The following is a 23,177-nucleotide window of genomic DNA, read 5'->3' on the forward strand; positions in this document are numbered from 1 at the left end:
TATGTATAGAGCAAGTGTTGGTTTACATTAATCAATTACGCCTTGGGGTAGTTGCGCTTGCGCAATTAACACCTTTCAAAATTTGTGACATCCGTTGGAGGCTTAACTTGAATAAGCAGAGTCTTCTACTGACTCAAGTTAAACTAAAAACCCCTGAACATCCAGTCCAGGGGGAGTAAAGTGACTACTTATTGTAACTCTGAAACTTTGACGAATGTATAGCCTTCACTTTGCAAGTAAGCTAAAACTGCATCGAGACCATCCGCTGTCGATTGGTGAATATCGTGCATAAGAATAATGCTGCCATCTTTTGTCGCACCTTTTACATGTGCAAGAAGTTTGTCTGGATCACGGTGTTTCCAGTCAAGCGTATCTACATCCCATAGAACAACAGGTAAGTTTGTTTGGCTACGAACAGTTTTGTTAACTGCACCATAAGGGGGCCTGAATGCAGTTACTTTCTGACCGGTGACATTTTCAATAATGGAAGACGTCTCGTTGATTTCACTGCGAACCTTTTCGACGTTTGCCTTTGTTAAATCGGGGTGGTTCCAGGTATGATTCCCAAGTTCGTGCCCTGCTTCTTGTACTTTTTTTGCGATCTCCGGATAGTATTCAACCCGACTACCAAGCATGAAAAATGTTGCTTTTGCATCGTATTTATTTAACGTCTCAAGAATTTGAATGGTCACTTTAGGATCGGGCCCATCATCGAATGTAAGGGCAATTTGTTTAATGCCATCATCGACTTCTTCTGTGGATCCTTCCGTTTCATCTTCAGTAGTATCACTATCGTTGTTGACTTGATTTGTAGAGGATTCTGTATCCTTAGGAGGGGTAGCTGGATTTTCCTCCTTCACCGGATCTTTGGTAATCGTATTCTCATCAGTATCTTCAACTACCAATTGGAACTTTTCGGAAAGTAAGCTGTTTATATCACTCACTGGAATTACGATAATCGGTGGACCGGCTGCTCCCGCTGCTAGTTCGTATTCATCGAAATAAAGAATAAGAGATTCATCCGTGATTGCGAAATTATCGAAGTTTGCCCAGATTGGTTCAGTCTGGAGATGCACTTCTTCCGGGAAAACGTGATCTGCAAGTAAAGGATCGTTGTAAATTGCTTCGCGTGCTAAAGTAGAAAGTTGTTCGAGATTTTTTGGATCACGTCCAAAGAGGTCCGCAATTGTAAACGTTTCTCCTGTTTCAGGATTCAAATGGAATGATCGAATATCGGTTGTACCGTTTGCCCCGCCGGTTGAACTACTGTTAACAAGAACAAACGAATAGTTTCCTGAATAATGGGAAAGGGTTTCAAAAGAAATGTTGAGTTCACCTGTGAATTTACTACCGTTTTTTTTGTTTTCTGCCATTGTAGTTAAATAGTTTTGTTTAGCTGTTGTTATGTATTTGGAAATAGCTTCATTGAATGGACTATGTAAACTTTGCGGATATTGAATGGCAAATGGAATATATGTATCATTAGAAGTTTCCGTAATAATTTTAATACCTGGATAATGGGAGTCAATCGTATCGATTACGACCGAAGTTGAAGCCTTGTTCTTTTCAGGAAGCGAAGAAGCCTCGTTCTTAGTAGTTTGTGAAATTAAATAGATAGCCGATACGGTTAATGCGATGATAGCTATTGAAAATGTAATGTCAATCCAGGATGAACGACGTTTTCGGTGCATATTTTTCATGTTGTAGGCTCCTTTACTGTTTATAAAAAGTTAGACGGATGAGTCTCGTTAATAGTTTCAAAAAGTTATATATATGTCGAAATCTATCATTAAACATACTTTTATAGTATACATGAAAAAAAGAAATGTACCAAGTATTGACATAAAATTCGGGAAAACTAATTAACCTTAGTTAATAGAAGGGTAATTTGGGTATATATTGACTCGGAATAATTCTTGACCAACGTAGCTAAAGAAGCTTGTTACGTCCAGACTTCAGCGCCTAGAGGCTCGGGTCATAAGTCGGTCCTGCTGTGCGGTAAAAAATCGGCTTGGCCAGCTCGTCTTATGCCTGTCGCCTCTGAACAGGCGCTTGCGCTTTTGTCTATTTGTGATATAATATCAGCGTCCCGGATCTTGCAAATACGGGTTTGCTTTTGTATATTTACAATTATTTGTGAATAATCCGAGCCGGTTGTTGCTATAACATGCAATTATAAAAACAAGGTGGTTGGAAAAAATGGAAAAAAACGCATACCAGGTTCTTCTCTATTACAAATATGTAACGATTGAAGATCCTGAAACGTTAGCTGTTGAACATTTGGCGGCATGTAATGAAATTGGTTTAAAAGGTCGTATTATTTTAGGTACTGAAGGAATTAACGGTACATGTTCGGGAACCGTTGAACAGACGGAAGCGTACATGAACATGATGAAAAGCGATGATCGTTTCAAAGATATCGTTTACAAAATCGACGAAGCAGATGGACATACATTCAAAAAAATGCATGTGCGCGCTCGTGAAGAAATCGTTAACTTGAGCTTACCTGATGATATTAACCCAAATGAATTAACGGGTAATTACTTAAGTCCTGAAGAGTTCTTCAAGCAGATGCAAGATGAAGATACAGTTGTCATTGATGCACGTAATGATTACGAGTTTGATCTTGGACATTTCCGTGGAGCAGTTCGTCCAGAAATTGAAAACTTCCGCGACCTGCCTGAGTGGATTCGCGACAACAAAGAACAGTTCGAAGGGAAGAAAATCCTAACGTATTGCACTGGTGGAATACGTTGTGAAAAATTCTCCGGTTGGCTTGTACGTGAAGGTTTTGAAGATGTTGGTCAATTGCACGGAGGAATCGTCACGTACGGAAAAGATCCTGTTGCCAAAGGTCAGCTTTGGGACGGACAATGTTACGTATTTGACGAGCGAATTGCGGTTCCAATCAATCAAGTGGAGCATGTAATCGTCGGCCGTGATCATTTTGATGATACGCCGTGTGAACGCTACGTGAACTGTGCAAATCCGATATGTAACGCAAAAATTATTTGTTCTGAAGAAAATGAGCACTTGTATATGCGCAGTTGTACGGACGAATGTCGTACACATCCGCGGAACCGTTACTTCGTTGAGCATAACTTGACAGTAGAACAATATGACGAGCGTCTCGAAGCAATTGAACGTCGTAAAAATGAAATGCAAGCTATTTAAATGAAAAACGCCTAAACAGATTTATCTGTTTAGGCGTTTTTTGTTGGAAGTATAGAAAATAATTCGTCAGATTTTTATCGTAAATAATGGTGGCGATAAGAAAAGTAATAAGCGATCATACCGGCAATCGGGGTGGAAGAAGCAATCAATAAAGATAACATAAGCCGGAATTTCCCCTCGAAGATCAGGGCTAAAGCCATTGCCACTAGGGCGATAGGAGCTTACGGCTTCGGCGACCCCATTGCCGCGCCTGCGCTAGGGTGTTCATTATCGAGAGAAATGTGATTTTGATATATATACTGAGACTATAATGTGATTACTTTTTGCTACTAATTCTATTCAAGAAAGACACACTACAGGTTGCAGATTTCATCGCAGATAGCGAAATGCGATTTCTCACATAGACCTTCTAGCGAAGGCGCGACTTCGTGGTAGCCGGAGCGATAAGACTGAAAGGGGTCTTCTTTCTGGCTTATCGCGGGAGGCATCCACAAAGCGTCGAAGCGGTATTAGTGGGAATCCTAATTCATTCCAATTACAAGGGCTTTTTCAGTGGCCTACCATAATCCCTTGTGAAGCGCATACGCCGTATTCATTTATTCAACATATATAGTTGAATCATAATAAAAGGTGCCCGATACATGAAGACTAAATGTAATAATTGTCAAATTCTAAGAGATAAGGTTAGGTTAAGCTTCTCATCTGAAATCCGCACATATTCATTACTTATGTTGCAGTACTTTAAATGAAATTAAATACGTCAGCAATCCAACTATAGGAATGGAGACTGTTGTAAAGAGTGGATACCAAATATAATCAACAAAATAATTTGGAATGAACATATAAGATCCAACAATAAAAAATGAGTAAACTAAAATAAAGATGAATGCATTACTGACTGCTTTAAGTGTAATTTGAACAGCTCGTTCGTCTGAAACATCGTATTCTACGGCTAAGAATGCATTCAAAATAGAGTGTTTGTTTTTACGGACGAGAATAAATTGTATGGTATTTATGATGACAAATAAAATGACAATAATTATAAAAATAAACCCTGGCCATCGAGTGATAAAGACTTCAAACCCATCAATAAAGCCTCGGTCCATTTGAATATATAGCTGCTCCACCCTTAAATAATCAAAAACCATTACCGCTAGAGATAGCAGTAGCATAATCCTTAAAAACACTGTAATGTACATACTCATTTATTTTTCTCCTCTTTCGAAAAAATTCTCTCAATCGGCATTTCAAACACTTCTGCGATATTCATAGCTAGTAGTAGGGAAGGGGTGTAGCTACCCTTTTCGAGCGAGACGATTGTCTGTCTTGTTACCCCAACCTTGTCGGCGAGATCACCTTGTGTCAAATTGAAACGCGCTCTTAATTCCTTCACGCGGTTTGTAAGCAAATGGATTCCTCCTTGCTGAATGTTAAGTTGATTGTATAGTATGATATTCCTTTTGTAAAGTTAACTATACAAAAAGGATGCTTTGCTTTACATGTAGTAGGCTTAAATTGTCACTTACCCTCTTACTTATAGGCACGTCAAAGTGTTATACTAAGAACAGTCAATTGATATTGGAGGAACTATAGTTATGCAGTGGAGAAATTTATATCGTGGATTCTTTATGGGGATTAGCGATCTTATTCCTGGTGTGAGCGGAGGAAGAATTGCGTTCATTTTGGGTATTTATGATGAATTACTAGCATCGATTAGCGGGTTTTTCAGCCGTAATTGGAAAAAACACATCGGATTTTTATTGCCGTTAGGTATTGGAATCGGAATCACACTTCTATTGTTCAGTAAGGTAATCGAATACTTACTTAAAAATCAGCCTGCGCCTACTCAGTATTTCTTTATGGGTCTTGTCGTCGGCGTACTACCTTTCATTACAAAGCAAGCGGGTGTGAAAAGAAATTTTACATGGCAACATTTCATAGTCATTCTATTAGTTGGAGGAGCACTCGCTTCACTGGCATTCATTAAACCACAAGATACAGCAGTCATTACATCCCTGACTGCCTCCAATGCGATTGGACTCTTTTTCGCTGGATGGGCGGGAAGTATCGCCATGTTATTGCCGGGTATTAGCGGTTCATTCATTTTGCTGGTTTTGGGCGTTTACTCGACGGCAATTGGTGCATTATCGAACTTTAATTTATCAATTATCGCTGTTATCGGTGCAGGAATCATTGTGGGGTTCATCGTCAGCAACAAAGCAATCAGTTATTTGCTGAAGCATTTTAAGTACATCATGTTTGCTGTGATTATCGGACTTATTGTAGGTTCGTTATTCGTCATCTATCCCGGGATTCCTGAAAGTGGAACACCGTTTGTCATGAGTGTCATTGCGTTCTTTACAGGTCTCGTCGTCGCGAATATGTTCAATTCACAGAGCAAAACATCAATCGTCAATAAGTAGTGAAAAGTGCCACATCTGAAACGGATTGAACCGTTTCTGGATGTGGCACTTTTCATATTGACCGTCATTATAACTTCCCTCCTCGCATACTATGGATAAAACATGCCCTGACTGGAGGGAAATTGATGGATATATTAAACAAAGTAAGAAATTTCCGAGAAGAAGAAAACAGACTTAAGTGGGAAGGCACGTTTGCTGAGTACCTAGCCATAGTGAAGGACAGAAAAGAAGTCGCACAAACAGCACATTCACGTGTTTATAATATGATTAAAAGCTCTGGATTAGTGGAGAAAGATGGTAACAGGCTCTATCAATTTTTTGGAGAAGAGATTTTTGGACTTGAAGAGTCAATCGAAAGGCTTGTGGAAGAATACTTTCATCCCGCAGCTAAAAGACTAGAAGTTCGTAAACGGATTTTGTTGTTGATGGGACCAGTGAGTGGTGGTAAATCTACAATCGTGACTTTATTGAAACGCGGACTTGAGAACTATTCCAAAACAGACGAGGGTGCGGTTTACGCCATCAAAGGCTGTCCAATGCATGAAGATCCGCTACATTTAATCCCGCAGCATTTACGCAAAGATTTTTTAGAGGGGTATGGTATTCGTATTGAAGGAAGCCTGTCGCCGCTAAATTCTATGCGACTTGAACAAGAATACGATGGTGAAATTGAAAATGTACTGGTAGAACGAATCTTTTTCTCGGAAGACAAACGTGTCGGTATTGGAACATTTACACCTTCCGATCCAAAATCACAGGATATTGCGGATTTAACGGGAAGTATCGACTTTTCTACAATTGCCGAATTTGGTTCCGAATCGGATCCGCGTGCTTATCGCTTTGACGGTGAATTGAATAAAGCAAACAGAGGCATGATGGAATTTCAGGAAATGCTGAAGCTGGATGAGAAGTTTCTATGGCATTTATTATCGCTGACCCAGGAAGGTAACTTTAAGGCGGGCAGGTTCGCGTTGATTAGCGCAGATGAACTAATTGTTGCGCATACCAATGAAACAGAGTACCGATCTTTTATTGCCAATAAAAAAAATGAGGCTCTTCACTCAAGAATTATTGTAATGCCGATTCCTTATAATCTAAAAGTTAGCCAAGAAGAGTGTATTTACGAAAAAATGATTAAAGAAAGTGATATGACGCATGTTCATATTGCTCCACATGCATTTAAGGTAGCTGCGATATTTTCAGTGTTGACACGTCTGGAAGATTCTAAGAAACAAGGAATCGATGTTGTAAAGAAAATGCGTCTTTACGACGGGGAAAGTGTTGAAGGATTTAATCAAATGGATGTAGAGGAATTGAAGAAGGAGTTTCCGAATGAAGGAATGAACGGCATTGATCCACGTTATGTCATCAACCGAATTTCATCGGCTATCATTCGAAAAGAAGTTTCTTCAATTAATGCACTAGATGTCTTACGTTCTTTGAAAGATGGGCTAGACCAGCATGCTTCCATTTCACAAGCAGACCGTGAAAAGTATATGAACTATATTGCAATCGCAAGAAAAGAATTTGATGAAATTGCAAAGAAAGAAGTCCAAAAAGCATTCGTTTATTCATATGAAGAGTCCGCGGTATCGATGATGGATAACTACCTCGATAATGTTGAAGCCTATTGCAATAAAAACAAATTGCGAGATTTTTTAACAGGAGAAGAAATGAATCCGGACGAAAAATTGATGCGTTCCATTGAAGAACAAATTGGTATTTCGGAAAATGCTAAAAAAGCTTTTCGAGAGGAAATTCTCATTCGACTTTCCGCTTATGCAAGGAAAGGAAAGCGTTTTGACTATAATTCCCATGAGCGTTTGCGAGAAGCCATTCAAAAGAAACTGTTTTCAGATTTAAAAGATGTTGTCAAAATTACGACTTCATCCAAAACTCCAGACGAATCGCATCTTAAAAAGGTGAATGAAGTCATCGCACGACTTATCGATGAGTATGGTTATAATTCAATTTCGGCAAATGAATTGTTGCGCTATGTTGGAAGTCTACTAAATCGATAAATGCTGGAAGATAAATGAGCAAGACTGATGAAGCATTGGTCTTGTTTTTTTCTAAAAATCACAAGCATACATTGGCTAAAAGATGGGTGTGGATGAAGATGAGTGAAAAAGACAATGAACATTTTGCTATCTCACAAGAAAACTGGTCTCTTCACCGAAAGGGCCATCAAGATCAGCAACGTCACTTAGATAAAGTGAAAGAAGCTATTCAAAATAACTTGCCTGATTTAATCAGTGAGGAAAGTATTATTTTGTCAAAAGGTAAGGACGTTATTAAAATCCCCATACGTTCGCTAGATGAATATAAAATTCGATACAATCATGACAAATCAAAGCATGTAGGGCAAGGAAATGGAGATAGCCAAGTAGGTGATGTGGTTGCGAAAGATGGATCGCAGGGGAAAAGTGGGCCAGGGACAGGGAAACAAGCCGGGGATCAAGCGGGGGAAGACTATTATGAAGCAGAAGTCTCGATTGCTGAATTAGAGGATGCCTTGTTTAAAGAAATGGAATTACCGGATTTGGAACAAAAAGAGCAGGCCGAAAACACGGCTGAAAAAATTGAGTTTAATGATATCCGAAAAAAAGGACTTATCGGAAATATTGATAAAAAACGAACGATTTTAACTGCTATTAAAAGGAATGCCATCAAAGGGAAAGCTGAAATTGCACCCTTTCACAATGATGATTTACGTTTTAAAACATGGGACGATGTGAAAAAACCTGAATCTAAAGCAGTAGTTCTTGCCATGATGGATACGAGTGCATCAATGGGTAATTTCGAAAAAATGATGGCGAGAAGTTTTTTCTTTTGGATGGCTAATTTTTTGCGCACGAAATATGAAACAGTTGAATTTGAATTTATTGCGCATCATACAGAAGCAAAAGTGGTGACTGAAGAGGACTTTTTCTCGAAAGGGGAAAGTGGGGGTACTATTTGTTCATCCGCGTATATAAAAGCACTTGAATTGATTGAAAATAAATACAATCCTGTACGCTATAATATCTATCCGTTTCACTTTTCTGACGGAGAAAATATGTCATCTGATAATGAAAAATGTATAAAACTTGTTCAAGAACTTATGGCTGTTTCCAATATGTTTGGTTACGGTGAGGTAAATGCCTATAATCGTTTTTCAACAATGATGTCCTCATTTAAAAAAATCGATGACCCGAAATTCCGTCATTATATATTGAAAGAAAAACGAGATGTTTACTTTGCGCTTAAAAGCTTCTTCCATAAAAACTTGGAGGGATTCGATTGACGGAAATAAAAGCGCTTCACCGTGCGATTGATGAAATCACAGAGATCGCAACTGGATTTGGTCTCGACTATTATCCCATGCGGTATGAAATTTGCCCTGCCGATATAATTTACACATTTGGAGCGTATGGGATGCCAACCCGTTTTACTCATTGGAGTTTTGGAAAGCAATTTCATAAAATGAAGTTGCAATATGATCTTGGTTTGAGTCAAATCTATGAGTTAGTCATTAATTCAAATCCTTGTTATGCGTTTTTGCTGGATACGAACAGCCTTATTCAAAACAAACTTATTGTTGCCCATGTTCTTGCCCATTGTGATTTTTTCAAAAATAATGTTCGATTCTCTAACACAAGAAAAGACATGGTAGAGAGTATGACTGCAACGGCTGAGCGCATTGCGAATTATGAAATGATCCATGGTAAAGATGAGGTAGAACGTTTTTTAGATGCTGTATTAGCCATTCAGGAACATATTGATCCTTCTATACTAAGGCCTCAACGGCCAGCTGATGATTTGGATGAGGAAAGTGTTGAAGAAGAAATTATACGGAAAACGCCTTATGATGATTTATGGAATTTGGATAGAAAAGCGGCAGAGAAGAAAGTAACAACACCAAAGGGAAAGAAAGTACCTCAAAATCAGGAAAAAGATCTTTTGCTATTTATTTTGGAGTATAGTCGTGAACTGGAAGAATGGCAACGTGATATATTAACGATGATGCGAGAGGAAATGCTCTACTTTTGGCCACAGCTTGAAACGAAAATTATGAATGAGGGCTGGGCATCTTTTTGGCATCAACGTATTTTGAGGGAAATGGATTTAACCTCAGATGAAACAATCGAATTTGCTACATTGAATGCGAATGTTATCCAGCCTTCGAAAACCTCGATTAATCCCTATTATCTAGGATTGAAAATTTACGAGGATATTGAAAAGAGATACAATAATCCGACGGAGAAATTGAGAAGGTTAGGGGTCCAGCCTAACACGGGTATAGAAAAAATCTTTGAAGTGAGAGAAATTGAATCGGATATATCCTTTATCCGCAACTATGTCACCAAAGAGTTAGTTCAACAGGAAGATTTATATCTCTTTGAAAAAAAGGGCGGCAACTATCAAATTACTACTAAAGATTATGAAAATGTAAGAAATCAACTAGTATCCATGCGTGTAAACGGTGGTTTTCCATATATCGTAGTTGAAAATGGAGATTACTTGCGCAACGGAGAACTGTATTTGGTGCATAAATACGAGGGGACCGAGCTGGATCTTAAGTATTTAGAAAGTGTGCTTCCTTATATTTATCAATTATGGGGACGGATTGTACATCTAGAAACGTATGTAGAGAATTTGCAAGTCGTCTATTCATATGATCGGAACAAGGTATATCGACGGTATGTTTAAGTGATAACCAATAGTTAGAAGTAGTACTATCCCGCGATCGGATTTTCGGTTGTGGGTTTTTTTCTCGTCCAGATTCCGATGGGGTAAAGGTTCATGGACTGGGAGATACATTCGTTAATGGTGCTTATGTGGAAATTGAAGTGGCAAAAGGTAAAACATCAATGAAAACGAAATTCATATAATGGCGAACGGACTTTCATTTCAATACGCCGCATAATCTGTTATTCTTAAAGTAAAGCTTAAGACGGGAGAGTGAATGAAATGGCTGGACCAGCACTTAAGAAACTACACTCCCACCGCGCAATTCATGAAGGCGGACTTTCAGGGGCAGTTAGTAAGACAGAGGGCATGATGGAATTTCTTCAACAGGGTGATCTTGCGTTGGCGAACCAGGCGGCTGATGATTTAATTGAATACTGGAAGACACGTGTTATCAGTCACGCGGATGCCGAAGAACAAGGGTTTTACGGAGAAGTTGCCGAACGGAATCCTGATCTGAAGGACACTGTTGTTCAATTGACACGAGACCATGATTTGCTACGGATTATCGTGAAGGATATTGAACAACTGCGTGAGGACGAAAATCTGAGTCCTGCTGTACTTCATAGGTTTCATGCATTAATCGTCGTCAATGAAATACATAGCCGCGATGAAGAACGCATGCTTTTTGAAAACTAATACTACTTTAAGCGCCATTAACCGGTGCTTTTTTCTTTGATATATAGTTAGGAGATGGTCCAAATCGAAAAAGCTTTATCAATATTGACAACATATTTTGGGTATCCTTCTTTTAGGACAGGTCAGGAGCAAGTTATCCGGGGCGTTATGAGCTATCAGGATACACTTTGCGTTATGCCAACGGGGGGCGGGAAGTCTGTCTGTTACCAAGTGCCCGCACTCGTGATGGATGGCACCGTTCTTGTTATTTCACCACTTATTTCACTGATGAAAGACCAAGTCGATGCACTCCACCAAGTAGGGATTCCCGCAGCGTACATCAATAGTTCACTTTCATCAGAGGAATACTTTGAAACAATGGAGAGAGCCGTGTTGGGCGAGTATCAGCTTCTTTACGTCGCCCCTGAACGTCTTGACTCACCGTCTTTCAAAAATCAGTTGCGGCGGATGACAATTCCGATGGTCGCTATTGACGAAGCACATTGTATTTCGCAATGGGGTCACGATTTCCGTCCAAGTTACCGCAATATAAGCAGTATTGTTTCTCTATTTGATAAAAAGCCGGTTCTCCTTGCACTAACAGCTACTGCCACACCAGCTGTCCGGGAAGATATTTGCCGTCAGCTTGGAATTAGTGAAAATAATACGGTTATGACAGGATTTGAGCGGGCAAACCTCACTTTTTCGGTCGTCAAAGGGCAAGACCGTGAAAAATTTGTAAAAGAATACGTCCGTAAAAATGAAGGAGAAGCGGGCATTATTTACGCTGCTACACGAAAAGCGGTTGATCATGTGCACGACATTCTTCAAAAAAGTGGAGTGTCTGTTGCGAAATATCATGCTGGACTTGGAGATATTGAACGTCAGTCTGGACAAGACCGTTTTTTGAATGATGAGGCGTCAGTCATGGTTGCGACAAATGCATTCGGCATGGGAATTGATAAATCCAATATCCGCTATGTTATTCATTACCAGATGCCGAAAAATATGGAGAGCTATTATCAGGAGGCAGGGCGTGCAGGACGTGATGGGCTTGACAGTGCTTGTACTGTGCTATTTTCATCACAGGATGTACAAACCCAGCGTTTCTTGATTGATCAATCACAAGACCCAAGCAGAATTCCGGCAGAGCTTGAAAAATTGCAGTCAATGATTGACTATTGCCATACAGAAACATGCCTTCAGAAATTCATTATTTTGTATTTCGGAGAGACAGATGTGAAGGACTGCGGTCGCTGTGCAAATTGTACCGACACACGTGAAAGTACGGATGTGACTGAAGACGTTCAAAAAGTATTGTCATGTGTCATTCGAATGGGACAACGGTTTGGCAAGGCGATGATTGCACAAGTATTAACAGGATCTCGGAACAAGAAGGTGATTGAATTCGGTTTCGATAAATTAACGACATACGGTTTAATGAAAGGGCGTAGCGCAAAAGATATATCTGATTTCATCGAGTTCATCATTTCAGAAAGTTATCTTGGCGTGGAGAATGGGCAGTTTCCAACCATTTACGTCAGTGAACAAGGGAAAGATGTGCTGACAGGTAAAGTGACAGTCAATCGAAAAGTGACTGTTATTACAATGCAAGTTGCGAATGATGATCCACTATTCGACCAGCTTCGTGCACTACGTATGAAACTGGCTCAAGAAGCGGGTGTACCGCCGTTCGTCGTCTTTTCAGATAAAACGTTGCGTGATATGGCGGCAAGAATGCCTGTTACAAATGATGATTTCCTCGAAGTAAATGGTGTTGGTCTTGCGAAATTGGAAAGATACGGGGAAGCATTCATGGAAGAAATCAAGACTTTTCAAATGCAAAACGCATAAAAACCATCCGGACAATGAACAGTCCGGATGGTTTTTTGTTATCAAATTATCTATTATCAACTTTTTCCGGATACATATCGTGATTCATCATCCGGTGTTCCGCCATTTGTACATATTTTGTTTCGGGTTTGCCATAGTTGCAATAAGGATCGATTGACAAGCCGCCACGCGGCGTAAATTTCCCCCATACTTCGATATAACGCGGTTCAATTAGTTTGATTATGTCATTCATAATAATATTGACGCAGTCTTCATGAAAGTCGCCATGATTTCGGAAACTGAATAGATATAATTTGAGTGCTTTACTCTCCACAAGTTTTTTATCCGGCACAAAACTGATATACATCGTCGCGAAATCGGGTTGCCCTGTCATCGGACAAAGTGATGTAAACTCCGGACAGTTGAATTTAACAAAGTAATCGCGATCCACATGCATATTGTCGACAGCCTCTAAAACATCGGGGTTGTACTCGTACACGTATTTCGTGTTTTGATTGCCGAGCAAAGTTAAGTCGGTCAATGTTGCTTCATCTCTTCCAGCCAATTAAAAAAACCTCCCGTATATTTTGTCAGGGAGGTCCATAGGCGCCGGGAAAACGGCCATATCGAATGCACATGGCGTAAATTCCGTCATCCATAGTTTTTTATAGAGGGTCGCTATGAACCTCTCCCGAACAGGGTATTCATTTCGTATCTGACATTATAGGACGTGCGATGATTTGTCAATAGATCCTTTTTTCTTCAAGCCAATCAAGGCATATAAAGCGACAGCGAGGAGGATGAATCCTGTCAGCATGAAAGCGCCTCGGTACTCCAAGTCCAAGAATCCAATCAAGCTTGAACCTGCAACGACACCAATCGAGAAGAACGCGTAAAAGTAACCATATGCTTTCCCGCGAAATTCAGGAGATGAAGAATCGATTAGCAGCGAGTTGATGGATGGGAAGAGGAAAGCGAATCCAGCCCCATAAATACACATTGCAATATATAAGTAATTCAATTCCTCAACTTGACTCAGGAACAGCATACTTAATCCCATAAGTGTTATTCCGAATGCAAGTGTCACAACTGGCCGTACACGGTCAAAAACTCGATTGATGGGCAATAAGAAGATGAGAATAGCGACGACGCCAAATGTGCTTAGTAACAACCCCGTTGTTTTGGTATCAAATCCAAGTGATTCAACTTTTAGCGGCAACACAAGGGCAAGTACACCTTGTGAGAACATTAAGAAGAATGCTCCCGCGAATGCTCTGACCATCCCCGGATGTTGGAAAAGATATCTGACACGGAAACTGTCAGCTCCTTTTGAAGGCTGTTTTCGTACATATGTAAACGATCGGAGAACAAAGAATGCAAGTATTGCCAGTAGCATCATGATGCTGCCGTTGACCGCCATAATGAAAGGTGTACTTGTTTTAGCTGCCACAATACCACCATAAGCTGGACCGATAATCGCTGCCAATCCAACGAATGCACCTGAAATTGCAACACTTTTACCTCGTTTAGATTCTTCTGCACGATTTGCCAGGAAAGTGAACGCAGCTGGTACAATTAGCCCTTCCATAAAACCATGGACAAAGCGGACACCGAGCAATGACATTGGTCCATCAACAAACGCGTAGAGGAAGAGAGAGAGTGCCGAAGCAAATAGTCCAAGTACGAGTATGAAAAAAGGTCCTCTTTTGTCAGTCATGAAACCGGAAATGACATTCCCGATAGTATTTGAAAATGAATACATACCAACTGCAAGTCCAACTAAAAATGGTGTAGCACCAAGAGATAATGCAAATGGGCTCATGACAGGCAGTTGCGAAAATAAATCAAAAAACGAGAAGAAAACGATGAGGTAAACAAAACCACGCATAATGAAGCCTCTTTTCAATTAATAGATAACATCCTACCCTATACTTTAGCATTATTTGGACCTAAGGGGAAAAGGAGAGATTGTGAACAAAACATATTCTTTAGCAATTAATGAAAGATAACGATAAGATTAATGAAATATATGAATGGGTAAAGGGGGAAACGGTGAGTGGGCTTTTTTACAAACTTATTTAAAAAACAAGATGATAGCGAAATTGTAAATGAAATTGAAAAGCGATATATTTTCGTTCAACTAGACTTGGAACATTATTCCGAACCGTTTTTTGCGAGGGATTTAGTAAACATGCCCTCTCCCGATTTGAAACAACCTGAATATAGGGGCGTTCACAAATCATTTGCTGCAGGGTTGTCATTAATCCCGCATCTTAAAGCAGATACTTCTATCGAATTGTTCATTCTAACGGATTATTTCGATGTGGAGGAAATCATCAAAGCGGGTATTGCTGTGAAACATGTGCAATCTTCTGTTGATAGGATAATGATGGAAGCAATTATTTGGAAGCGTAACGGTCAGGTGGAAACAATTCCATTTTTGCTGAATCTCCGTCTTGAAGACGAGAGCTCCCGATTGGCTGCAGCATTAATCAGTGTTCAAAAAGAGATACCATTCTATTTTGGGCAGATTGTGAATGAAGTGTTCACAATAGAAAAGCAACTGCTTGTGAACATGCCCGAAGTGGTCCAAGAAGATATGCAAAACACTTTCGCAGAGCTGTATAGTGATGAACCCAGGAAATTCGGACCTTTTGTCGGCCTAGAAAGCGTATCAAATCGAGAAATGACGACTGGAGGATGGGTCATGCATTTTAATAATGAGAAGCTGAAGGAAGAGGAATCAGACTTGTCTTTGATGAAAATTAAAATTCTAAGCTCAGCTTTTGATAAAATTAGTCGTCTAGGTGTCAAAGGTCGGTTTACAGGATGGATTGCAGAAAATGTGGCAGATTCAATCGGAACGGGTTCATACGGTGAGACGACGACGCTTATCTTTACATCATCGGAACCGATGCATGGTAATGAAAAATTGCATAGTGAAATTATGAAATATATGAAGTCGTTAAAAGGGTTTATTCGCGAGGAAGGCGGCTATCCCTTAAAATACGAGGGCCTTCCTGTGCTAAGACAAAATGGCGGTGGCTATGGGTTTGTTGCCATTGATGAAGTTTTTTTTACGAAAGCGGACGAGTTATATAGAAAAATGACCAATAAAGAGATAAACTTATACTATAAATTGCTGAAATTGAATGCAACAGATTGAAAGGGGAAATACGACGATGACAATTAGAGTCGGAATTGCAGGTTACGGAAATTTGGGACGCGGTGTTGAGTCTGCAATCAATCAGAATAAAGATATGGAACTGGTTGGTGTGTTTACAAGGAGAAATCCAGAAGATGTGAAATTACTGAATGGCAATGTATCCGTACATATGATGGATGACATTCATAAATTTACTGATGCAATCGATGTACTCATCCTTTGCGGCGGATCGAAAAATGATTTACCAGAGCAAGGCCCGGCCCTATCAGCTTTATTCAACACGGTGGATAGCTTTGATACACATGCGAAAATTCCAGGTTACTTTGAAGCGGTAGATGCATCGGCTAAACCTAACGGTAAGATTGCCATCATTTCAGTCGGCTGGGATCCAGGTTTGTTCTCCATTAATCGTCTTTATGGCGAAGCGGTCTTATCAGAAGGTGCGACTTACACGTTCTGGGGCAAAGGATTGAGTCAGGGACATTCCGATGCGCTTAGAAGAATTGAAGGCGTAAAAGGTGCTGTCCAATATACAATTCCTGTTCCGGACGCTGTTGACAAAGTGCGTAGCGGTTCATTACCAGAATTGACTACGCGTGAGAAGCATACCCGCGAATGTTATGTAGTCTTAGCAGATGGCGTTGACGGCAACAAAGTGAAAGAAACGATTGTCACGATGCCTGACTACTTTACAGATTACGATACGACAGTGACTTTTATTACTGAAGAAGAATTGAAACAGGATCACTCTGCGATGCCACACGGCGGTTTCGTGATTCGCAGCGGTAAGACAGGGGAAGACAGCGCACAAGTGATGGAGTATTCCTTGAAACTCGACAGCAACCCTGAATTCACATCAAGCGTGCTTGTTGCGTACGCACGCGCAGCTTATAGGTTGCATCAGAACGGTGAGACGGGTGCGAAAACAGTCTTCGACATTGCGCCTGGATTGCTTTCTCCAAAAAGTGCTGCAGATTTACGGAAAGAATTGCTGTAATTGTAGTTGGAAATAGAATTGCATATTGCTTTTTGAATAAACAACGGCAGCGTTACCTCTATAGTTGAGGTAACGCTGTTTTTATGGAGATGTTTTGTTTATTACTATATATTCGGCACTACTTATTTGGAGTTAACAAGGTGGTATATCTTGCAGGGTATAACGAACAAATCTAGCGACTAAGTTGTTTTGGAAGAACATTCCACTTGTTGAGTGCCGACTATATAGTGATTTCGATCAACTCTCTACTTTATTTGATTCTCAATCCTAAATGTTTTGATAATAGTGCACTTTTCGCATATACTACTCATGTACGATTTATTTAGGAGGTCGAAGGAATTGACGAAATTAGATGAAACGTTAGTGATGCTGAAAGAACTTACAGACGCAAAAGGGATTCCTGGTAACGAACGTGAACCCCGTGAAGTTATGAGAAAGTACATAGAGCCATTTGCAGATGATATTGAACAGGATGGTCTTGGTTCATTAATCGCGAAGAAAACTGGCGATGAGAATGGACCCAAAATCATGCTAGCGGGACATCTTGATGAAGTTGGATTCATGATTTCTAAAATTGACGATAAAGGTTTCCTATCATTTCAAACAGTAGGCGGCTGGTGGTCACAAGTAATGCTTGCACAGCGCGTGACAATCGTTACACGCAAAGGGGACACAGTTACAGGTGTTATTGGATCGAAACCACCGCATATCTTATCGCCTGAAGCGCGTAAAAAACCGGTCGATATTAAAGATATGTTCATTGACGTTGGTGCAACTTCGAAAGAAGAAGCAATGAAGTGGGGCATTCTACCTGGAGATATGGTTGTACCGTATTTCGAATTCACAGTGATGAATAATGAAAAATACCTTCTTGCAAAAGCGTGGGACAACCGTATCGGCTGTGCAATTGCGATTGACGTAATGAAAGCGCTTAAAGATGAAAAACATCCAAATATCGTTTTCGGAGTGGGGGCTGCACAAGAAGAAATAGGTCTTCGTGGTGCGCGCACAGCGGCAACGAAAATTCAGCCGGACATCGGATTTGCAGTTGATGTAGGAATCGCTGGCGACACGCCAGGTGTTACGTCCAAAGAAGCTACTGGTAAAATGGGCGATGGTCCACAAATTCTATTATTCGATGCTTCAATGGTATCGCATAAAGGGTTGCGTGAACTTGTTGTTGACACAGCTGAAGAGAATAGCATTCCTTATCAGTTTGAAACGATTCCAGGCGGAGGAACAGATGCAGGTTCAATTCATCTGTCAGGCAATGGCGTACCATCACTTGCAATCTGTATTCCAACACGTTATATTCACTCGCATGCAGGTATCCTGCACCGCGACGATTATGAAAATACAGTGAAACTGATTGTCGCAGTCATTAAGAAATTAGACCGTGACACGGTGAATAAGATTACATTTGAATAATTGAACGATTATTCTGCTCAGGCCAATTAAATGGTCTGGGCAGTTTTTTTATTTGAATAAATCTATAAAAATACACTTGACTTTATAATTATGCATACATATAATCAGAGATACCAATTGAAATAAACGATAGGGGATGAGGGAATGGTGAAGATTGAAATGGATAATGCGAAAATAGTAGAAGGATTGAAAGGGAGAGATTTACTTACCCTGCTTGATTATACACATGAAGAGGTATCGTATTTATTGCATAAAGCAGATGCCATGAAAAAAGATATGGCGGCTGGCAAGATGCCGAATTTATTGGCCGGAAAAACACTGGGGATGATTTTTGAAAAGCATTCAACGCGTACACGTATTTCATTCGAAGTGGGTATGATCCAACTTGGGGGGCATGCAATGTTCATGAATGCACGTGACTTGCAAATCGGCCGTGGGGAGTCCGTTTATGACACAGGTCATGTATTGTCTGAGTACTTGGACGGCGTCATGATCCGTGCGAATTCACATGAAATGGTGAAGGAACTAGCACAACACACTTCGGTTCCAATCATCAATGGTTTGACGGATATTTTCCATCCGTGTCAGGCGCTAGCAGACTTGCTGACAGTTTTGGAAGTGAAAGGTTCATTAGCGGGGCTGAAGTTAGCATATGTAGGAGACGGTAATAATGTAGCGCATTCACTTGTAATTGCTGCGGCACATATGGGTATGCACGTAGCTGTCGCGACGCCAAAAGGGTTCGAATACAATCCGAACCTCTTAGTGAAAGTGAAAGCCATTGCTGTTAAAAATGGCGGAAGTGTCTTTGAAACAACGAATCCAATAGAGGCTGTCGCTGGAGCTGACGTCGTTTATACAGATGTCTGGACGAGTATGGGCCAAGAAGAGGAAGCGGCTGCACGCCTAGAAGCATTCAAAGAGTTTCAAATTAATGACGGATTGGTCGCACATGCGAAAAAAGATTATATGTTCTTGCATTGCTTACCTGCACACCGTGAAGAAGAAGTTGCGACGTCTGTTATTGATGGACCGAATTCTTATGTATTTCAGCAAGCGGGCAATCGACTGCATGCGCAAAAAGCGGTTCTTGCTTCATTGTTGTAATAAAATAAATTAACAAGTCCAGGTTTTGATGTGAGTAGCACGTGGCGGTCATAAGTGCCTCCATGGCGAGCATAAGGAGGAGCTACGTGGCGGTCATAAGTACACCCGTGGTGAGCATAACTAGCCCCATGCCGGTCATAACGTAATCGACAGTCCTGACTACATCAAAAAATGACTTGTAACTAATTGGCAAGTACTCACATCCAACTTCTATAGATTAACAAGTCCAGGTTTTAATGCCTGGGCTTTTTTTGTATATTAAACCTAACTTAATGTTAATAATACTGTACACAATGTTAAGTTTAGTATACATTATGAATAGGAGGTGTCACGATGTTAAAGAATCGGCTGAAAGAATTGCGAGCACGACATGATTTCACACAAATTGAACTGGCAAAACGTGTTGGCGTGACACGACAAACAATTGGCTTCATCGAAAAAGGGGAATTTTCACCGTCCGTGACACTTTCATTGAGATTGGCACGTGCATTGGAATGTGATATTAACGAATTATTTTGGTTAGAAGGGGAGGAATGACAATGAAGAATGATATGAGAATTACGTATCCACTATGGCAAATGGGTGTCATCGTTATAGCAATGCTCCTCACTTGGCTGGTTGGTTTATCTTCTGTTTTCACAGTGGGAGATAGGACCTTTGAGGTTAATGTTCAAGAGGAATGGGGAGTGATTTGGGGAGTTGCGCTGCTTGTTTTCGTTTTCTATTTAGCGTTATTTACTTGGAACGTTGTCAAGCACAATAAACGGATGCCGAATCATAAAATAAATGTTTTCTCATGGAAGCCGCAAGAATATATGGAGGATGACGAACTATTTCAAGAGGTTACGAAACGGGCGACAAAGAAAGTCTATACTTATTTTGTTTGGTCCATCCCCCTTTTTGCTGGTTTGTCTTTAGGACTCCAAGTTGGAACGATTGGTGTGGTAATGGTTCTTTTACTTCTTTCAATGGGGCAATATTTAATTTATTACACAGAAGTCAGGAAATATACGGGGGTAGATGAATGATGTTTGAATATTTTTTAGTGTTTCTAGGTGCTGCCATTCCGTGGTTAGAAATCGCACTTGTCATCCCGCTAGGCATCATTAGAGGGTTGTCCCCGTTTTGGGTTATGATCCTTGCATTCGTTGGTAATATGCTGACGGTGCTGATTCTCATTATTGCATTCCAAAAAGTGAAGGAATGGATGGAGTCAAGGAAAAAGAAGGATGGAAAAGAAGAATCGAAGCGGACTGAGCGGGGGAAACGAATCTGGAATAAATATGGTATGCCTGGACTCGCGTTGCTCGGTCCGGTTTTAATCGGAACACATATTGCGGCGTTTATCGGATTGTTATTTGGGGCAAGTAAAGTGAACACGACAATTTGGATGACGATTAGCATTGCGTTATGGACGCTTGTATTCGGCATTGCGACAGCGATGGGCTTCGATTTCTTCGTGGAAAACCTTTGAATCTAATAATGCAGAAACAAACACGAAAGTTTAAACTTTCGTGTTTGTTTAGTTTGTTTTTTAATTGTTGGATCGACCACGGCCACTTCAGCAATTAAATGGTGAAGAAACTAGCACAACACACTTCGGTTCCAATCATCAATGACTGACGGACATTTTCTATGACTTTGAACTTCTACCCAAAGGTTCTGCTGAAAGGTTTGAATGATTAGAATTGATAGTAATGATGTCTATGAAGCTGAATATATTGCTTACAATAGTGAAGGTGTAGTGATTTATACTGGTAAACCTGGCGAGTAATAAGAAAAGTGGGTGAAAAGTATATGAAGTTGAAATTTTTATATTTAGCAATAACAGCATTTTTGATTGTTGGTTGTTCAAATAACCAAGAAGTAGGGAATATCACTGATACAGATAGTTATGAAAATGTCAGAGAAGTTGCTTGGGCGTTTATCGAAGAAAAAGGTTGGAATGACAATGCTAAAAAAGACTGGAAAAGTGCGAAAGTGAAGAAAATGATTGCGAATAATAGCTATGAATTGTTGGATAAAACTTATGAAGGAAAAGAGATATTAATCGTTTCTTTTGAAGACAAAGAGAATGTTGTGGTTGGTACCCCTTTAATACTTATTGACCCCAATCTCAATGAAGTAATTGGCTATATGCCAGGTGAATAAATCCCTTGTTTAAGCAAAGATGGCTTTAATTGAAAAAGATAAGTACGCTAAAATGAAAATCGCTCGGATTGATATGAAGCCACTGAAAAAGTCATATTTCCTTCAATCCCGTTGATTTTCGTTCCGAGCGGATGCTTTCCGCAGGCACGGCTTTAGCCAATCGAAAGCAAAGGGTTCGATTTGCCGTATTTCTGTGTTCTTTGCAGAAATTAAGTCATTCTTGACCCTTGCTCGCAAAAGCCGCTTTTCACTACAATCAACTAGTTCTTACTATGAAAAAGAACTTTTTCAGTGGCCGCATTGATATCCAAGCGATTTTTTGTGCTAAGTTTAATGTTATTTAACTTGTTGAACAATATGTAATTTGTTGTCTTCCAACCTTATATCCACATTACCGGAGCTACTTAGGTTTCTTGGGCATGTTTTATCTTATCGAACTCCCTTGAAAATTAAAAAACTATAATTGGTTGGAAATTTCTGCGAATTCAATGTATACTTTGAGTATCAAAAAAAAGGGAGATTAGCCTATGTTATCGAGCATTGCAGTAGAAGTTTTAAAAGAATTAAGTGAACAAAAAAACTTCGCAAGGGCACAGTAGAATATCGCAAACCCTTACTGCTGACCCCTGCAATTTAATTGGGGGACATTAAATTGATTAAGCATTATAGTGAGAGTTTTTTATCAGGAAATAAAATTGCTTTACGTAAAATTACAAAAGAGGATTATGCGAATTTCTTTGCAATTGAAGATATAATGGAAAGTCGTTTATTAATGAATGATGGTATTCCATTTCCACCTACTGAGGCGGACCACGAGAAATTTCTTAGTGAGATTAGTTCTGAGAAAGATGACTACATGTTTGCCATCGAACTTAAAGACGAAAAACTATTCATTGGAACTATCGCTGTTTACTTAGTGAACTGGAAAAGTAGTACTTGTCACGTTGGTGTTTCAATAGGACCTGAAAACCAAGGAAAAGGCTATGGAACCGATTCAATGAAAGTATTGGTAGATTTTATTTTTAATTATATGAATTTAAATAAAGTGAAACTTCAAGTATTTGGCTATAACAAAAGGGCGATTTGTTCTTATGAAAAATGTGGTTTTCTTTTGGAAGGTACTCTAAAAGAAGAACTCTTTAGATTTGGTAAGTATCATGATATTTATATTATGGGTTTACTTAGAAAAGATTGGGAATGTAAGACATAATTAACCTTTGAATAGGCAGACCAGTTAAATGGTCTGTTTTTATATCTCTTTTTCAGCGAACGAGCGCATTAGCATAAGTAATGGAGCTTAAGCAGCTCCTTTTTATAATTTCAATTATGATTGTGTAATTCTCTTTTAAACGTTAATTGTATACTATTGTCTTTATTGTTTTTTCACTTTTTTGTTACTGGATTATTTTTGCATCTAATTTATTTCACTACCGAATGCTTTAGTTGAAGAATCGGCTTCCTTACGGGGGAGCTTTTTCTTATTGAGTGAGAGGTAAATACTTCCGTGAACGTAAAAATATGTGAATTTTCAATTATGAATGATATAATT

21 protein-coding genes and 1 riboswitch are annotated in these 23,177 nt (G+C 39.7%); of the genes, 16 read left to right on the forward strand and 5 right to left on the reverse strand.

Annotation, left to right across the window (positions count from 1 at the left end):
- Window positions 1-188 precede the first annotated feature (188 nt).
- A complete protein-coding gene (locus H7992_RS24660; RefSeq protein WP_255428629.1) occupies window positions 189-1,700 on the reverse strand; it encodes a polysaccharide deacetylase family protein in 1,512 nt (503 codons plus the stop codon).
- 499 nt (window positions 1,701-2,199) lie between these two features.
- On the opposite strand from H7992_RS24660, the gene H7992_RS09000 reads away from it, so the two are divergent.
- The gene (locus tag H7992_RS09000; protein ID WP_187047323.1) at window positions 2,200-3,174 is read left to right on the forward strand and encodes an oxygen-dependent tRNA uridine(34) hydroxylase TrhO; all 975 of its coding nucleotides are present in this window, start codon (window positions 2,200-2,202) and stop codon (window positions 3,172-3,174) included.
- A 722-nt stretch (window positions 3,175-3,896) separates the two neighbouring features.
- Here H7992_RS09000 and H7992_RS09005 read toward each other — a convergent pair.
- Entirely contained in the window at window positions 3,897-4,379 is a 483-nt protein-coding gene (locus tag H7992_RS09005) for a hypothetical protein (protein ID WP_187047324.1), read from the reverse strand.
- Window positions 4,376-4,582: a helix-turn-helix transcriptional regulator gene (locus tag H7992_RS09010; protein ID WP_370569981.1), complete on the reverse strand. Its 207-nt coding sequence runs from the start codon at window positions 4,580-4,582 to the stop codon at window positions 4,376-4,378. The genes H7992_RS09005 and H7992_RS09010 overlap by 4 nt, the downstream gene beginning before the upstream one ends.
- A gap of 187 nt (window positions 4,583-4,769) precedes the next feature.
- On the opposite strand from H7992_RS09010, the gene H7992_RS09015 reads away from it, so the two are divergent.
- From H7992_RS09015 to recQ, 6 genes are all read left to right on the forward strand, one after another.
- Entirely contained in the window at window positions 4,770-5,597 is an 828-nt protein-coding gene (locus tag H7992_RS09015) for a DUF368 domain-containing protein (protein WP_187047325.1), read from the forward strand.
- Window positions 5,598-5,722: 125 nt separating this feature from the next.
- Window positions 5,723-7,618, forward strand: coding sequence for a PrkA family serine protein kinase (locus tag H7992_RS09020; RefSeq protein WP_067207760.1), 1,896 nt, complete (start codon window positions 5,723-5,725; stop codon window positions 7,616-7,618).
- 98 nt (window positions 7,619-7,716) lie between these two features.
- The gene (yhbH, locus tag H7992_RS09025) at window positions 7,717-8,883 is read left to right on the forward strand and encodes a sporulation protein YhbH (RefSeq protein ID WP_067213898.1); all 1,167 of its coding nucleotides are present in this window, start codon (window positions 7,717-7,719) and stop codon (window positions 8,881-8,883) included.
- Window positions 8,880-10,289: a SpoVR family protein gene (locus H7992_RS09030; RefSeq protein ID WP_067207763.1), complete on the forward strand. Its 1,410-nt coding sequence runs from the start codon at window positions 8,880-8,882 to the stop codon at window positions 10,287-10,289. Before yhbH ends, H7992_RS09030 begins: the two co-directional genes overlap by 4 nt.
- Before the next feature lie 261 nt (window positions 10,290-10,550).
- The gene (locus H7992_RS09035; RefSeq protein ID WP_187047326.1) at window positions 10,551-10,967 is read left to right on the forward strand and encodes a hemerythrin domain-containing protein; all 417 of its coding nucleotides are present in this window, start codon (window positions 10,551-10,553) and stop codon (window positions 10,965-10,967) included.
- A 54-nt stretch (window positions 10,968-11,021) separates the two neighbouring features.
- On the forward strand, window positions 11,022-12,800 hold the full coding sequence (recQ, locus tag H7992_RS09040; RefSeq protein ID WP_067207768.1) for a DNA helicase RecQ: 1,779 nt from the start codon (window positions 11,022-11,024) through the stop codon (window positions 12,798-12,800).
- A gap of 46 nt (window positions 12,801-12,846) precedes the next feature.
- On the opposite strand, the gene queF is transcribed toward recQ, so the two are convergent.
- Window positions 12,847-13,344 (reverse strand): preQ(1) synthase, encoded by a 498-nt coding sequence (gene queF / locus H7992_RS09045; protein ID WP_067207771.1) that lies wholly within the window; start codon window positions 13,342-13,344, stop codon window positions 12,847-12,849.
- A gap of 86 nt (window positions 13,345-13,430) precedes the next feature.
- Window positions 13,431-13,474: riboswitch (PreQ1 riboswitch) on the reverse strand.
- A 26-nt stretch (window positions 13,475-13,500) separates the two neighbouring features.
- Window positions 13,501-14,667 (reverse strand): MFS transporter, encoded by a 1,167-nt coding sequence (locus tag H7992_RS09050; RefSeq protein ID WP_187047327.1) that lies wholly within the window; start codon window positions 14,665-14,667, stop codon window positions 13,501-13,503.
- A gap of 168 nt (window positions 14,668-14,835) precedes the next feature.
- Between H7992_RS09050 and H7992_RS09055 the strand changes: the two genes are divergently transcribed.
- The 9 genes from H7992_RS09055 (at window position 14,836) to H7992_RS09095 (ending at window position 22,838) form a co-directional block, all read left to right on the forward strand.
- Window positions 14,836-15,945 carry a hypothetical protein gene (locus tag H7992_RS09055; RefSeq protein ID WP_187047328.1) on the forward strand — a complete coding sequence of 370 codons (1,110 nt, stop codon included), beginning with the start codon at window positions 14,836-14,838 and terminating at the stop codon, window positions 15,943-15,945.
- 16 nt (window positions 15,946-15,961) lie between these two features.
- The gene (locus tag H7992_RS09060) at window positions 15,962-16,942 is read left to right on the forward strand and encodes a diaminopimelate dehydrogenase (protein WP_067207779.1); all 981 of its coding nucleotides are present in this window, start codon (window positions 15,962-15,964) and stop codon (window positions 16,940-16,942) included.
- 339 nt (window positions 16,943-17,281) lie between these two features.
- A complete protein-coding gene (locus tag H7992_RS09065) occupies window positions 17,282-18,370 on the forward strand; it encodes a M42 family metallopeptidase (protein ID WP_187047329.1) in 1,089 nt (362 codons plus the stop codon).
- A 144-nt stretch (window positions 18,371-18,514) separates the two neighbouring features.
- On the forward strand, window positions 18,515-19,477 hold the full coding sequence (argF, locus tag H7992_RS09070) for an ornithine carbamoyltransferase (RefSeq protein WP_187047330.1): 963 nt from the start codon (window positions 18,515-18,517) through the stop codon (window positions 19,475-19,477).
- 333 nt (window positions 19,478-19,810) lie between these two features.
- On the forward strand, window positions 19,811-20,014 hold the full coding sequence (locus tag H7992_RS09075; RefSeq protein WP_187047331.1) for a helix-turn-helix transcriptional regulator: 204 nt from the start codon (window positions 19,811-19,813) through the stop codon (window positions 20,012-20,014).
- A gap of 2 nt (window positions 20,015-20,016) precedes the next feature.
- Window positions 20,017-20,505 carry a hypothetical protein gene (locus H7992_RS09080; RefSeq protein ID WP_187047332.1) on the forward strand — a complete coding sequence of 163 codons (489 nt, stop codon included), beginning with the start codon at window positions 20,017-20,019 and terminating at the stop codon, window positions 20,503-20,505.
- Window positions 20,505-20,951 (forward strand): small multi-drug export protein, encoded by a 447-nt coding sequence (locus H7992_RS09085; protein WP_187047839.1) that lies wholly within the window; start codon window positions 20,505-20,507, stop codon window positions 20,949-20,951. Before H7992_RS09080 ends, H7992_RS09085 begins: the two co-directional genes overlap by 1 nt.
- Window positions 20,952-21,274: 323 nt before the next feature.
- On the forward strand, window positions 21,275-21,628 hold the full coding sequence (locus tag H7992_RS09090; protein WP_067207792.1) for a hypothetical protein: 354 nt from the start codon (window positions 21,275-21,277) through the stop codon (window positions 21,626-21,628).
- Window positions 21,629-22,280: 652 nt separating this feature from the next.
- The gene (locus tag H7992_RS09095) at window positions 22,281-22,838 is read left to right on the forward strand and encodes a GNAT family N-acetyltransferase (protein WP_255428630.1); all 558 of its coding nucleotides are present in this window, start codon (window positions 22,281-22,283) and stop codon (window positions 22,836-22,838) included.
- The last annotated feature ends 339 nt before the right edge of the window (window positions 22,839-23,177 follow it).

It is taken from the genome of Sporosarcina sp. resist, from assembly GCF_014302295.1.
Taxonomy (GTDB): Bacteria; Bacillota; Bacilli; order Bacillales_A; family Planococcaceae; genus Sporosarcina; species Sporosarcina psychrophila.